A 12,941-nucleotide genomic window follows, 5' to 3' on the forward strand; every position below is an offset into this window, starting at 1 on the left:
AGGAACCCCCGATGGCCGAGACCGTGACCCCCACGGTGACCGACACCCCGCCTCCGGCGAGCACCCCCCGCGAGCGCCGAGGCTGGTACATCTACGACTGGGCGAACTCCGCGTTCCAGTCCACGGTGATCACCGTGTTCCTCGGCCCGTTCCTGACCACCATCGCCGAGACGGCCGCCGGCTGTGAGCTGGGCGCCGACAGCTGCGACGGGTACGTGCACCCGCTGGGCATCCGGGTCGCGGCCGGGTCGTACTACCCGTACCTGATCTCGTTGTCGGTGTTTCTTACCGTGTTCGCGCTGCCGGTCATCGGGGCGATCGCCGACCGGTCGGCGCACAAGAAGCGCCTGCTCGGCGGGGCCGCCTTCACCGGCGCCGGGGCGACCATCGCGATGGCCTTCGTCACCGGCGACCGGTACCTGCTCGGCGGCGCGTTGTTCCTGGTCGCCAACATCTCCTTCGGCGCCGCGATCGTGGTCTACAACTCGTTCCTGCCGCAGCTCGGCGGCCCGGACGAGCGCGACGGCATCTCCAGTCGTGGCTGGGCGCTGGGCTACCTCGGCGGTGGCCTGCTGCTGGCGGTGAACCTGGCCACGGTCTCCCTGCTCAGCGAGGACGACAACCCGCAGCGCACCCTGGATCTGGCGCGCTGGTCGATCGTGTCCGCCGGCGTGTGGTGGGCGGCGTTCACCCTGGTGCCGCTGCGCTGGCTGCGCGACCGTCCCGTGACGGCGGCCGTGGCCGCGCGGGGCAACGTGCTCACCGACGGGTTCCGGCAGCTCGGGCAGACCCTGCGCGAGATCCGGGCGTACCCGCTGACGTTGTTCTTCCTGCTCGCGTTCCTGGTCTTCAACGACGGCATCCAGACCGTCATCACGATGGCCAGCCAGTACGGCACCGAGGAGCTGCGGCTGGAGCAGAGCACCCTGATCGTCACGATCCTGCTGGTGCAGTTCCTCGCCTTCGGAGGCGCCCTGCTCCTCGGCGCGCTGGCCCGGCGCATCGGCGCGCAAAAGACGGTGCTGATCAGCCTGGTGCTCTGGACCGGTGTGATCCTCGGCGTGTTCTGGCTGCCCGCCGAGGCGCCGCTGCCGTTCATGGCGCTCGGCGCCTGCATCGGCCTGGTCCTGGGCGGCAGTCAGGCGCTGAGCCGGTCCCTGTTCAGCCAGCTCATCCCCGCCGGCAAGGAGGGCGAGTACTACGGCTTCTACGAGATCAGCGACCGGGGCACGAGCTGGCTCGGCCCGCTCGCGTTCGGCATCGTGTTCCAACTCACCGCCTCCTACCGCGTGGGCCTGGTCTCACTGGTGGGCTTCTTCGTGGTCGGGTTCCTGCTGCTGTTGGCGGTGCCGATGCGCCGGGCCATCATCGCGGCCGGCAACACCCCACCACGGGTGCTCTGAGCACGTGCGACGCACCTGACAGATCCGGGCCGGTCGATCGGCTAGGCTGCCCGACCGTGACCGACGACGCCGCTGCCACCCCGATCTGCCTGGCCCACCCGTTCCCCGGCCAGCCGCACGCTCCCGCCGCCTGCGCGGCCGCGCGTGGGCTCGACGGGCGGCCGGTGCACGCCGCGGCGTTGAAGTTCTTCTGGGGGCCGATGGACTGCGGTAAGTCCACGATGGCGTTGCAGATGAACTACAACCACGCCCGGCAGGGCCGCCGGGGCCTGGTCACCACCCGCATCGACCGGTCGCTGGGTCCACAGGTCACCACCCGCATCGGCCTGGCCCACGAGGCCATCGAGGTCACCGACGACCTGGACCTGCGGGCGCTGGTGCGCGGCCGCTGGGCCGACGGGGTACGCGTCGACTACCTGATCTGCGACGAGGCCTGCTTCTACACCGTCGAGCACGTCGAGCAGATGGCCGAGTTGGTGGACAGCTACGACGTGGACGTGTTCGCGTTCGGCCTCGCCACCGACTTCCGGTCCTGCCTGTTCCCCGCCGCGCAGCGCCTGTTCGAGTTGGCCGACGAGGTGGCCCGCATCCAGGTCGAGGTGCTGTGCTGGTGCGGTCGGGAGGGGCTGCTCAACGCGCGGGTCGTCGACGATCGGGTGGTCCGCGAGGGCGAACAGGTCGTCATCGGCGACACCGTGGACACCGCCGACGTGCGCTACCAGGTGCTCTGCCGGCGGCACTACCGCAGCGGCGACCTCGGCCCCCGCGACTGACGCGGTGGCCGGCCGCCCCGTGCTGGGGACGGCCGGCCGTGGTACGGGTGGGTCAGCCCACGCAGACCTGCTGCGCCCTGATGTTCCACGGCGTGGCGAACGCGACGATCTCCCGTCCGGTCGCCTCGGCGGTGTCCAGTGCCGGCCGGGGCACCAGCGTCGCCACCGAGCCGGCCCCGGAGAGCCCGGTCAGCACCGCGCCGACCCCGGCGGTCTGCGATCCCGCCGGGCAGGCCGGCGTCGTCACGGACTTCGGCGCGTTCGCGTTGAACACGCTCGTCGCCTCCGTCAACGCCATCGCCGGCAGCGCGGTGGCGCAGAACGCCTGGGTCTGCAACGTGAAGTTGCCCGGAGCGCCGAACACGTACGCGGTGCTCGACACCGAACCGAGCGCCGAGGTGAACGCCAGTTCGTCGATCGCCACCGCGGCGTTGGCGTTGTCGATCCGGTACCCACCGCCGAAGGTCTTCTTGCCCGGCGGGCACACGGCGGTGATCCCCACCTTGTCCAGCGCGTTGTTCGCCGACGTGGTGGTGACCAGTTGCAGGCCGGACACCGCCCCGGCCGGGGCGCAGACCGCGAACGCGTCCACCGACCAGGGCACGTTCGTGGCGTTGGCCTCCACCCCGAACACCGTCACCGTCCGCAGGGTCGCGTCGGCGTAGACCCGGGTCATCAGGACGTCACCCTGACCGTCGTTGATCCGCCCACCCGCGCCGACCACCTGGTCGACGCCGTTGCACGAGATGGTCATCGTCTTGGCGTTCGTCGCGTCCAGGACGCTTGTCGCGGCGACCCGGTACAGGCCGACCGACGCCTGCGCCGCTGTGCTCGGCGCGAGCAGCGTCGTGGCCGCCGCCACGCTGGTCAGCACTGCCAGACCAGCCAGTTTCCGGTTCATTGGATTCCCTCCGCACTGCCTCGTCGACGGTCGACGACGGCGTTGCGACCAGACTCCGCACCCTCGTCAGGGGCCGGTCAGCGGCGCGGACGCGGACGGCGTACTGACGCCACGATGACGGGCGGCTGCGACCCTGCCGGCGACGTCACCGTGGCGTCACCGGACTCCGGACGGGGTCCACGAACGGGAGGTCCCATCATGCGTATCCGAGCGGCGGCGCTGGCCGCCCTCCTGGTCAGCGGCGCTCTGATCGGCGTCGGCGGTGGCACGGCGTACGCCAACCCGGACGCGAACCCGTGCGCCTCCACCGACGGCGACCCGATCATGGGCACCGAGGGCGACGACGTCATCTACGGCGGCGCCGGTCCCGACGAGATCCACGGGCTCGGCGGCAACGACACCATCTACGGCGGCGGTGGCGTCGACACGATCTACGGCGGCGCCGGCAACGACATCCTGTTCGGTGAGGGCTGCGGTGACACCCTCGTCGGCGGTCCGAACGACGACGTGCTGGCCGGTCTCGACGGCAACGACCATCTCAACGGGGCGCACGGCGCGGACCTGCTGATCGGCAAGGCCGGCGTCATCGTCTGGGGCAGTGCCACCAACGGCGACATCCTCGCCGGCGGGGGCGGGACGGACACCTGCGCCCAGGACGACAACCCCGACGCCAGCGTGATCTTCTACTCGTACGTGGCCACCGACGCGGGCAACGAGAACCTTTACCCCTGCTGACCGGCCCTGGCGCGCAGCACATCCGGGTGCGGGGGCGGTGCGTCGATCGCACGCATCGCCCCGACCCACCTGTCGAACGCCCGCCGGGCCTCCCCGTGCCGGCCGGCCCCGACGAGCGTCGCGACCAGCGCCCGGTGCGCCCACTCGTCGTAGCAGTCGGCGTCGAGCAGCCGGACCAGGGTGGTCGCGGCCCGGTCGGAGTCGCCGTCGCGCCGGTACTGCCGGGCCAGTTCCCGCAGCGCCCGCAACCACATCGAGCGGGCCTGTTCGCGCAGCCCGTCGGCCCAGTCCTCGTAGGGCTCGTCGGTGAACGCGTCCCCCCGGTAGGCGGCGTCCACGTCGGCGAGCACCGCGCGGGCCTGCGCCGGCTCACCCTCGCGGGCGAGCCGCTCGGCCCGGGGCACGTCGGCCAGGAGGGTCTCCGCGTCGACGACCACCCGGGTCAGGTCGACGCGTACGCCCGTCAGGTCGGCGCGCACGTACCGGTCGACGGGCCACCGCCGGGGCGGGTCGAGCACGGCACGCACGGCGGACAGCAACACCGACAGGCGGTGCGCGGTGCGCCGGGGCTCGTCGTCGGGCCACAGCAGTTCGCACAGCTCGGCCCGTCCCACGGCGCGTCCACGCCGGGCGACGAGGATCTTCAGCAGCGTGCGGGCCTGCCGCGACCGCCACGCCGGCAGCGGGACCTCCCGCCCGCCGACGATGACCTCGAACCGGCCGAGCACCCGCACCTCGACGGTCCCACCGTCGACGGACAGCTCGGACAACTGCCGGCCGTCGACCGTCTCGACCCCGAGCGCCAGCAACCGGTTGGCCGAGGCCCGCGCCGCCGAGCGCTGCGCGGCGTCGGCGCCCGGAACCCGGCCCAGCAGGACCACTGTCTGTTCGGCGGCCGGATCCGCGCCCGCCGCCCGCCAGATCGCGCCGGCCTCCACCAGGGCGTCGCGACTCGCGGCCGGGTCGACGGCGACCGCGGCGGTGAGTTCCAACGCCTCGGCCAACGCGTCGGCCTGCCGCCCGGTCCGGGCCGCCCGTACCGCTTCGGCCGCCCGCCGCCGGGCCACCTCCAGGTCACCTTCGGCGTACGCCACCCAGCCCGTCGCGGCCAGCGCGCAGGAGAGCAGGAACGTCGGCGCCAGCCGGTGTGCCTCGTTGGCGGCGGCACGGGCGCCGTCGAGGTCGGCGGCGGCGCCCTCGCAGCGCAGCCGGGCCAGGCCGGCCAGCGCCGGGATGCGTACCTGCAGGTCCCCCACGTCACGGGCCAGCTCGGCGGCCTCGGCGAAGGCCGCCAACGCCTCCTCCCGTCGGCCGAGACGGCGACTGACCTCGGCCAACCCGTACACCCCGGCGGCGGCCCGGTTGAGCCCCAACCGTTGCGAGACCAGTTTGGACCGGGTGAAGTGCAGGGTCGCCTCGTCGTAGCGGCCCAGCCGGACCAGCGCCTCACCCGCGTTGTGCAGAGCGGTCACCAGCACTCCCGGCGGTCCGGCGAGTTCCGCCGCGCGGACCGCCCGTACCGCGGTGGCCAGCGCCGACGGGTACCGGGCCTCCCGCAGCAGGCAGTGCGCCTGGTTGACCAGGACCCGCGCCTGCTGGACCAGGTCGCCCGCACGTTCGGCCGCGGCGAGGGCCTCGGCGAGGTGCCCGTCACGGCGGGTGCCGGACGAGGTGAGCGCGGCCGCGATGTGCGCCGCCGCCAACGGGGCGTCCTCGTTCACCCGCTGGGCGGCGACGAGCGCGCGGGCCCCGGTGGTGACCGCGTCGTCGACCCGACCGAGCTGGGCGAGGGTGCTGGCGCGGCAGGCCAGCAGCAGGACGTCGTCGGGGCCCGGTGGGGCGGGCGTCGGGGCCGCGTCCGCCCGGTCGAGCACCGCGAGCGCGCCGGCGTAGTCGGTCCGCAGGTACGGCACCATCGCGGCCCGCCAGAGCAGCCGCGCCGGCCACCGACGGTCGTGGTCCGCCTGGGTCAGCAGCGGGGCGAAGACGCGCGACGCCCAGGTCACCGAGCCGGACATCCGCAGCGCGTCGCCGAGGATCAGTTGCAGGTCGGGGTGCTGCCCGGCCGGCGGCAGCGCGCTGATCAGGTCGGTGACGTCGGCCGCCCCACCGCTGGCGAGCATCTCCGCGCCGTGGCTGACGATCAGCGCCGCGCACCGGGCGGTGTCGTTCGCGTGGCGCAGGGCTCGGGCGGCGGCGAGGGGTACGCGTGGGCGAGGTACCAGTCGGCGGCGGCGGACAACCGGCGCCGGCCCGAGGTGTCCGGTCGGCCTTCCTGTTGGGCCAGCACCGCCGCGAGCACAGGTACCAGCCGCACCGTCGAGGCGGTGGGGTCGGACCGTCGGCGGGGGTGAGCCACCAGCAACCCGGTGCGGGTCGCCCACCGCAGCGCCCGCTCGGTGGCGTCGGCGGGCGCGTCGGCGTCGATGGCCACGCACAACGGCGCGGTGATCGGGTCGAGACGATGGATGCCGCCGAGCAGACGCGCCACCCGCGCGGGCAGGTCGGTGAGGATCTCGTCGCGGGCGAACTGCCCGCCGGCGGTGCCGGGTTCGGTCAGGGCCGCGAGCAGCTCCCGCCGGCCGACGCCCTGGCGGCCGAGCGCGTCACCGGCGAGGTGTACCCACGCTGGCCAGCCGGCGGTCAGCTCGTAGACCAGGTAGGCCAGGTCACTGTCGGGGACCGCGTGTTCGTCGCGCAGGATCCGGGCGACCTGGTCCCGACCGAGGGCGAGGGTCTCCGGTCCTCGGTGCACCACGGTTCCGACACAGGCGCTGCGGGCCGCGTCGGCGAGTGGGTGTCGAGCGGCCAGCGTCACCGCCGGCTGACCCGGCAGCGCGCCCAACAGCCGTACCAGGGCCAGTTGCTCGTCCCCGGTGAGCGCGGACACCTCGTCCACGGCGATCCGGGCCGGCGGGTCCGCGTCCGACGGGCCGGTCGGGTGCGACAGCGCGTCGATCAGATCCGCCGCCCGGTGACAGGCCGTCGGACCGTCCCCGCCGATGGCCTCGAGGGCGGTGCTCTTGCCGTAACCGGCGGCGGCCACCAGCAGCAGCCACCGCTGTGCTCGGGTCCGCCGGTCGGTTGCCATCACGTCGCCTCCGCCCGGCCGAGCACCGAGGAACGCCACCCGGAGGGCCGGTGAGCCCACGCTAACCATCGTGCGGTCCGCCCACGGTGGCGTTGTCCGAGAACCGACGCAGTGCCGCCGGCCGGGGTCAGGACGGCTCTCGGGCGGCGGACCGGGCCCGCGACCGGTCGGCCACGATGACGGCGACGGTCACCGCCAACGCCAGCGCGGCGCACACCGCGACGGGCGCTTCCAGCCCCACGCAGACCGGCACGAACGCCAGCAGCACCAGCACGGCGGTGATCCGGCTGGTCGGCAGGCGGCGCCACAGCAACGCCTTGTAGGCGGCGTGCCCGGCGAGGAACAACGCCGGACCACCCAGGGTGAACAGCGCGGCGACCGGGGTGGCGGGCTCTCCGGGCTGCCGCAGCAACACCTCGTCGCCGGCGGAGGCGACGATGACCCCGGCGACGATCACCGGGTGCAGGTAGTTGAACGCGACCCGGCTCAACGCGCCGGTGCGCTCGCCCGCCCCCGCGATCACCTCGGTCGCGGCCGGGGCCGACCGGGCGAAGTACACCCACCACAGGGCCACCGAACCGGCGAACGCCAGCAGGAACGCCCCCGACGCCTCCAGGTCCACGTGCGAGGTGAGGGTGCTCCCGGTGACCAGGATCGACTCACCCAACGCGATCAGGACGAACGCCGCGCACCGTTCGGCCAGATGCCCACCCTCGACCATCCACCGCTCGGGGCGGCTGCGGCCCCGCCCCGGCAGCGGGTAGCCGATCAGCAGGCCGACCACCTCGAGTACGACCACCGCCGCCCACAACGCCTCCCGGGCGACCCCGCCGGCCAGGCCGCCGAGCACGACGAGCACCGACGTCCCGCTGATCCACGGCAGCGACTGTTGGAACCCGGCGACCAGCCAGGGGCTGCCCCGCACCGCCCACAACGCGAACAGGGTCCGGCCCACCTGTACGGCCACGTAGACCACGGCGAAGAGCAGGCCGGTCCCGGCGAACGCCTGCGGGATCGCCGCCGACAACGACAGGCTGCCCAGCGCCACCCCGAGCAGCACGGCGCGTACCGGCCCCTGGTCCGGTTGCAACCAGTTGGTCAGCCAGGTGGTGTAGACCCAGACGAACCAGACCAGCGCCAGCAGCAGCGCCGTCCGGGCGGCGCCTCGCCAGTGCGGGTGGGCGATCAGGTAGTGGGACAACTGGGTGATGCTGAAGATGAAGACCAGGTCGAAGAAGAGTTCCGTCGACGTGGTCGGCTGCACGCCCTGACGCGGTCGCAACAGCTGTGGACGCACCGCGGCGACGGGTGGGTCAGAAGGGGTCACCGCACACCCGCCAGTCGCCGCCCTCGCGGACCACCGGCAGGCGACGTTCCTCGCTGATGCCGCCGGCGCGGGTCACCTTCACGGTCACCGTGCCGCGCGGACGCCCACCCTTGGTGGACACCGACACATCGGTGATCTCGTAGTCGGTCACCATGGGCGGGGTCCGCACCCAACTGGTGAACCCGATCGCGCTCCAGCGGGTACGGGCGTCGGCGCACAGCCGCTCGTACGCACGGTCGCTGTCACCGAGGGACACCTCGCTGAGGAACCCGTCGGCGGTCTCCCGGATCGGGCCGGCGGCCTGCCGCACGGTCTGTAGGTTCCATGCTCCCAGTCCGGCGACTCCGACGCAGCACAGCGCCATGCCGAACCCGGCGAAGGCCAGCCCGGCACGCATCGGGCGGCGCCGCCGGGCCGGTCGGCTCCACGACTGGCCGGCACCCACGACTACCGACCGTAGAGAACGTCGTCGCGGTGAGGCACGGCAAGCTGGAAACTGGGCCTTCTTTCGGCGCGGCGACGCATCGTCTACCGTCGGCGCACACCCCCGTAGCGCCAGGGAGCCGATCGATGAGCCGCTTCGTGCAGCCGGTACCACCCCCTGCCGACCCGTACGCCGGTGACGCCCTGCTGCGGTCCTGGCTGGAGCGTCACCTCGGCGCGGCCGGTCACGCCGCCGCGAAGGGCCGCCTGGCCGACCTGGCCGCCGACGTGACCGGGCCGCTGCGCGCGGCGCACGCCGACGCCGAGGCGCACCCGCCGACGCTGGTCCGCTACGACCCGTGGGGCGCCCGCGTCGACCGCATCGAGGTGTCCGCCGGCTGGCAGGCGCAGCGGGCCGCCGCCGCCCGGCACGCGGTGGTGGCGCTGCCCTACCTGCCCAACGCGCGGGGCACCTGGGGCGCCGCCGCGCGGGTCGTGCAGCATGCGCTGCTGCACCTGTACGGGCCGGAGTCGGCCACGTTCTCCTGCCCGGTGGCAATGGCCGACGGCGCGGCGGCGCTGCTCAGCCTGCCCGACGTCGACGCGGGTGTCCGCGACGCCTGGCTGCCCCGGTTGACCTCCACCGATCCGGACACCGCGATCACCAGTGGGCAGTGGATGACCGAGTCGCAGGGCGGCTCGGACCTGGGCCGGTCGAGCACGATCGGCCGGCCGGCGGCGGACGGTTCGTGGCGGCTGACCGGGGAGAAGTGGTTCTGCTCCGCGGCGGACGCGGCGATGGCGGTGGCGCTGGCCCGTCCCGAGGGCGCCGGGCGGGGCAGCCGAGTGCTCGCTCCGTTCCTCGTACCCCGCTACGCGGCCGACTCGCCGCTGGCCACCGGCGCGACACCGGACGCGCCCGCTCCCGGTGTCGTCGTACACCGGCTCAAGGACAAGCTCGGCACCCGGGCGCTGCCGACCGCCGAGATCGGGATGCGCGACGCGTACGCGGTGCCGCTGGGCGACCCGACGGTGCCCGGCCTGGTCCGGGCCATGACGCTGGTCGTGGTGACCCGGGTGCACAACGCCGCCGCCGCTGCCGGCGGGATGCGACGAGGGCTCGCGTACGCCCGCGCGTTCGCCGACGCGCGGCACGTCGCGGGTGGCCCGCTGTCGTCCTCGCCGCTGCACCGCGCCACGCTGGGCACCCTCGCGGTCGACGCGGCGGGCGCGTTCGCCCTGGCCGGACACGCGTTCGCGCTGCTCGGGCGGGTGGAGGTCGGCGCCGACCCGGAGGCGGTCGCGGAGCTGCGCATCGTCGCGCCGCTGGCCAAGCTCGCCACCGGCCGGCTCGCCGTCAGCTCGGCCAGCGAGTACGTGGAGAGCTTCGGCGGCGCCGGCTACGTGGAGGACACCGGAGTGCCCCGGCTGCTGCGCGACGCGCAGGTGCTGCCGATCTGGGAGGGCACCACAAACGTGCTGTCCCTGGACGTGCTGCGCGCGTTGACCCGGGAGGACGCCGGGACGCCGCTGCTGAGCCGCCTGACGGCCGCCGTCGACCTGGCCCGACCGCTGTCGCCCGCGCTGGCCGACACCCTCGCCGGCGTCGCCGGGCAGCTCCGCGACACCATCGCCATGGTGACGGCCGACCCGGGCGCGGCGACGGTCATCGCCGGTGCCCGTGCGCTGGCGCTGCGTCTGGCGTACGCGCTGACCGCCGCGCTGCTCGTGGAGCACGCCGCCTGGGGTGACGAGCAGGCGGAGCTGGCGGCCCGGCTGTGGGCGCGGCGGTGGCTGCGGCACGAGGACATCGCCGGGGACGCCCACCACCACCTGGACCTGCTCTGCTGAGCGGGTCGACGGGAGCGGGGGTGACGGCCGCCGGCGTCGAGAAAAGTCGACGTACCTGACAGGAGTTGGCAGGTGCACCGGCGCAGACTGCACGCATGACGACAACCGCCGACCTCGCGATGGTCAACCTGGACAGCTCCGACCCTGCCGCGCACGCCGCCTTCTACCACCGGGCGTTGGGCTGGGAGATCACCCACAGCCAAGCCGAGTACGCCATGATCCGCAACGGCGGCGTGTCCATCGGATTCGGCCTCGTCGAGGGCTACGAACCGCCGGCCTGGCCGGATTCGACCGGGCAGAAGCGGTACCACCTCGACCTCTACGTCGACGATCTGGCCGTTGCCGAGAAGGAGTTCGTGGCGGCGGGCGCGTCGAAGCCGGAGTTCCAGCCCGGCGAGACGTGGGTGGTGCTGCTCGACCCGATCGGGCAGCCGTTCTGCCTCTGCCGCCGACCGCAGGGCTGACGCGCGGTGCTCAGCGCAGCGGGCCGCGGGCCACCGCGTCGCGCATCGCCGCCGGGTCGCCGACCGGGACGTACTCCAGCCACCAGGTCGCGCCCGCGGCGGCCAGCTCACGGCGGTAGGCCCGCTCGGCGCGTTCGTCCGGGCGGCGACGCCGCCCGCCGATCGCCACGTCGAACGGCTGACCGTCGGCCCGGGTCGCCGGCAGCGCCTCGACCAGCTCGTGGACCTCGTCGGGGGTGAAGTCGGCCCAGCCGTCGGTGTCGGTCAGCTTGTACGGCACGATGCCGTCGGCCCGGGCCGCGCGCCGACGCACCGCCCCGGCCTGGGTGCTGCCACCGACCCAGACCGGCACCCGGGGTGACTGCACCGGCGGTGGGCGCAGCGCCACGTCGTCGGCGCGGTAGTGGGTGCCCCGGTGCTCGACACGCTCACCGCTGAGCAGGCCGGTCAGCAGGTCCAGACCCTCGTCGAGCATCGCGGCGCGCACGGACACCTCGGTCGGCTCGCCAAACGCGGCCAGGCCCCGGTCGCCGGGGTCGCCGACGCCGACGGCCACCGTGGCCCGACCGGCGCTGAGGTGGTCGAGGGTCAGCACCTCGCGGGCCAACTTCGCCGGACGGCGTCGCGGCAGGGCGGTGACCGTGGTGCCGAGGCGCACCCGCTCGGTGCGCCCGGCGATCGCCGCGAGCACCAGCCACGGGTCGTAGGTGGACGGGTCGTCGCCGCGGTAGTGGATGACGTAGTCCTCCAGGAACACCCCGTCCCATCCGGCGCGCTCGGCCAGCTCGCCCAACTCGACGAGGGTGGCGACGGCGATGTCGTCGCCGCCGCAGGGAATCTCCAGGCCGTGTCTCATCTCGCCGACCGTAGGGCAGGGGTACGACCCTCAGGCGCGACGGCGCGACCGGGCGGCCCACACCGCGTACGCCGGGTCGCGGTCGAGGTTGTGCCGGTCCCGGTCGTAGCGGCGGGTGGTGCGCGGGTCGGCGTGCCCCATGGCGTCCTGCACGTCTTCGAGGGGAACGCCCTCGGACCGGGCGGTGGTGGCGAACGCGTGCCGCAGCGAGTGCGGCGACAGTCGCGCCCAGGCCGGGATGCCGGCGGCCCGGGCGAGGCGGCGGACCATCCGGAACACGGAGTGCCGGTCGAGTCGTGCGCCGCTGGCGGTGACCAGCAGCGGCCCGCTGAGCTGCGTCACCGGCACGCCTTCGGCGGCGGCCCGCTGGGCCAGGTACGCGTCGACGGCGTACGCGGTGCCCGGGGTGAGGGCGCGGCGGCGCTGTTTGCCGCCCTTGCCGACGAAGCGCACGCTGCGGTGCCCGCGTTCGGCGCCGAGGTCGGTCAGGTCCAGCGAGACCAGTTCGCCGACCCGCAGGCCCAGGTCGGCCAGCAGCGCGACAGCGGCCCGGCTGCGCGCCGCCGTCGGGCCGTTCTCGGCGTCGGCGGCGGCGAGCAGGGCGTCCACCTCCTCGGGGGTGAGGCCGATGGTGGCGGAGTGGTCGCGGTCGACGCGGGGCCGGTCCGCGCCGGAGACCGGGTTGGCGGGTACGCCACCGAGCTTGACGAGGAAGTCGTACCAGCTCGACAGGGCGGACAACCGACGTGCGACGGTCGCCGGGGTCAACGGTCGGCCGCTGCGGGCCACGAGGGTGGACTCCAACGCGCGGGCGTACTCGTTGACGTGCAGGAACGTGGCGCGCAGCGGATCCAGGTCGTGCTCGGCGCACCAGCCGAGGAACGCGGCGACGTCGCGCCGGTACGCGTCGCGGGTGTGCTCGGAGAGCCGACGGTTGCGCAGCCACGCCTCGGTGACGTCCATCGGCGCGCTCGGCAGGGCCGGTCGGGCGGTGGGGCGGGAGAGCACGGGCGCGTCGGAGAACACCATGTGAAAAAGGTTCTCAGCAGCGGATGGGATTGCCACGCAGGCGCGCCGAGGGCCGGCCCTCGCGGCGGCGACACCGGGGTGGGCTACG

12 protein-coding genes are annotated in these 12,941 nt (G+C 74.1%); 5 read left to right on the forward strand and 7 right to left on the reverse strand.

Going from position 1 to position 12,941, the window contains the following annotated elements; genetic code table 11:
* The first annotated feature begins 11 nt into the window (after positions 1-11).
* Both ACQP0N_RS16730 and ACQP0N_RS16735 read left to right on the forward strand, forming a co-directional pair.
* Positions 12-1,403, forward strand: a complete 1,392-nt coding sequence (locus ACQP0N_RS16730; protein ID WP_433111234.1) for an MFS transporter — start codon at positions 12-14, stop codon at positions 1,401-1,403.
* A 56-nt stretch (positions 1,404-1,459) separates the two neighbouring features.
* A complete protein-coding gene (locus ACQP0N_RS16735; protein ID WP_433111237.1) occupies positions 1,460-2,176 on the forward strand; it encodes a thymidine kinase in 717 nt (238 codons plus the stop codon).
* 52 nt (positions 2,177-2,228) lie between these two features.
* On the opposite strand, the gene ACQP0N_RS16740 is transcribed toward ACQP0N_RS16735, so the two are convergent.
* Complete coding sequence (locus ACQP0N_RS16740; protein WP_433111240.1) at positions 2,229-3,077, reverse strand: hypothetical protein; 849 nt, start codon at positions 3,075-3,077, stop codon at positions 2,229-2,231.
* 198 nt (positions 3,078-3,275) lie between these two features.
* On the opposite strand from ACQP0N_RS16740, the gene ACQP0N_RS16745 reads away from it, so the two are divergent.
* The gene (locus ACQP0N_RS16745) at positions 3,276-3,812 is read left to right on the forward strand and encodes a calcium-binding protein (protein ID WP_433111243.1); all 537 of its coding nucleotides are present in this window, start codon (positions 3,276-3,278) and stop codon (positions 3,810-3,812) included.
* On the opposite strand, the gene ACQP0N_RS16750 is transcribed toward ACQP0N_RS16745, so the two are convergent.
* The 4 genes from ACQP0N_RS16750 to ACQP0N_RS16765 all read right to left on the reverse strand — a co-directional run bounded on the left by ACQP0N_RS16750 (position 3,800) and on the right by ACQP0N_RS16765 (position 8,675).
* A complete protein-coding gene (locus ACQP0N_RS16750; protein WP_433111246.1) occupies positions 3,800-5,935 on the reverse strand; it encodes a BTAD domain-containing putative transcriptional regulator in 2,136 nt (711 codons plus the stop codon). The two genes, ACQP0N_RS16745 and ACQP0N_RS16750, sit on opposite strands and share 13 nt — an antisense overlap.
* A 20-nt stretch (positions 5,936-5,955) precedes the next feature.
* Positions 5,956-6,903 carry a hypothetical protein gene (locus ACQP0N_RS16755; protein WP_433111249.1) on the reverse strand — a complete coding sequence of 316 codons (948 nt, stop codon included), beginning with the start codon at positions 6,901-6,903 and terminating at the stop codon, positions 5,956-5,958.
* A gap of 127 nt (positions 6,904-7,030) precedes the next feature.
* Positions 7,031-8,167, reverse strand: coding sequence for a low temperature requirement protein A (locus ACQP0N_RS16760; RefSeq protein ID WP_433111252.1), 1,137 nt, complete (start codon positions 8,165-8,167; stop codon positions 7,031-7,033).
* A gap of 49 nt (positions 8,168-8,216) precedes the next feature.
* On the reverse strand, positions 8,217-8,675 hold the full coding sequence (locus ACQP0N_RS16765; RefSeq protein ID WP_396798114.1) for an Rv0361 family membrane protein: 459 nt from the start codon (positions 8,673-8,675) through the stop codon (positions 8,217-8,219).
* 125 nt (positions 8,676-8,800) lie between these two features.
* Between ACQP0N_RS16765 and ACQP0N_RS16770 the strand changes: the two genes are divergently transcribed.
* Together ACQP0N_RS16770 and ACQP0N_RS16775 are read left to right on the forward strand one after the other, a co-directional pair.
* Positions 8,801-10,504, forward strand: a complete 1,704-nt coding sequence (locus tag ACQP0N_RS16770; RefSeq protein ID WP_433111256.1) for an acyl-CoA dehydrogenase family protein — start codon at positions 8,801-8,803, stop codon at positions 10,502-10,504.
* Between the two features lie 95 nt (positions 10,505-10,599).
* Positions 10,600-10,968, forward strand: a complete 369-nt coding sequence (locus tag ACQP0N_RS16775) for a VOC family protein (protein ID WP_433111259.1) — start codon at positions 10,600-10,602, stop codon at positions 10,966-10,968.
* Positions 10,969-10,978: 10 nt separating this feature from the next.
* Here ACQP0N_RS16775 and ACQP0N_RS16780 read toward each other — a convergent pair whose 3' ends face one another.
* Both ACQP0N_RS16780 and ACQP0N_RS16785 read right to left on the reverse strand, forming a co-directional pair.
* A complete protein-coding gene (locus ACQP0N_RS16780) occupies positions 10,979-11,824 on the reverse strand; it encodes an LLM class flavin-dependent oxidoreductase (protein WP_355051079.1) in 846 nt (281 codons plus the stop codon).
* Between the two features lie 30 nt (positions 11,825-11,854).
* Positions 11,855-12,853: a tyrosine-type recombinase/integrase gene (locus tag ACQP0N_RS16785; RefSeq protein ID WP_433111263.1), complete on the reverse strand. Its 999-nt coding sequence runs from the start codon at positions 12,851-12,853 to the stop codon at positions 11,855-11,857.
* Positions 12,854-12,941: the final 88 nt, after the last annotated feature.

The sequence above is a fragment of the Micromonospora sp. CA-246542 genome (assembly GCF_050942905.1).
GTDB lineage: Bacteria > Actinomycetota > Actinomycetes > Mycobacteriales > Micromonosporaceae > Micromonospora.

Bases quoted from the DNA above. Each gene is read 5' to 3' on its own strand.
- ACQP0N_RS16730 (WP_433111234.1), top strand. From the start codon at position 12: ATGGCCGAGACCGTGACCCCCACGGTGACCGACACCCCGCCTCCGGCG.
- ACQP0N_RS16740 (WP_433111240.1), bottom strand. From the start codon at position 3,077: ATGAACCGGAAACTGGCTGGTCTGGCAGTGCTGACCAGCGTGGCGGCG.
- ACQP0N_RS16745 (WP_433111243.1), top strand. From the start codon at position 3,276: ATGCGTATCCGAGCGGCGGCGCTGGCCGCCCTCCTGGTCAGCGGCGCT.
- ACQP0N_RS16750 (WP_433111246.1), bottom strand. From the start codon at position 5,935: ATGCTCGCCAGCGGTGGGGCGGCCGACGTCACCGACCTGATCAGCGCG.
- ACQP0N_RS16755 (WP_433111249.1), bottom strand. From the start codon at position 6,903: ATGGCAACCGACCGGCGGACCCGAGCACAGCGGTGGCTGCTGCTGGTG.
- ACQP0N_RS16770 (WP_433111256.1), top strand. From the start codon at position 8,801: ATGAGCCGCTTCGTGCAGCCGGTACCACCCCCTGCCGACCCGTACGCC.
- ACQP0N_RS16775 (WP_433111259.1), top strand. From the start codon at position 10,600: ATGACGACAACCGCCGACCTCGCGATGGTCAACCTGGACAGCTCCGAC.
- ACQP0N_RS16780 (WP_355051079.1), bottom strand. From the start codon at position 11,824: ATGAGACACGGCCTGGAGATTCCCTGCGGCGGCGACGACATCGCCGTC.
- ACQP0N_RS16785 (WP_433111263.1), bottom strand. From the start codon at position 12,853: ATGGTGTTCTCCGACGCGCCCGTGCTCTCCCGCCCCACCGCCCGACCG.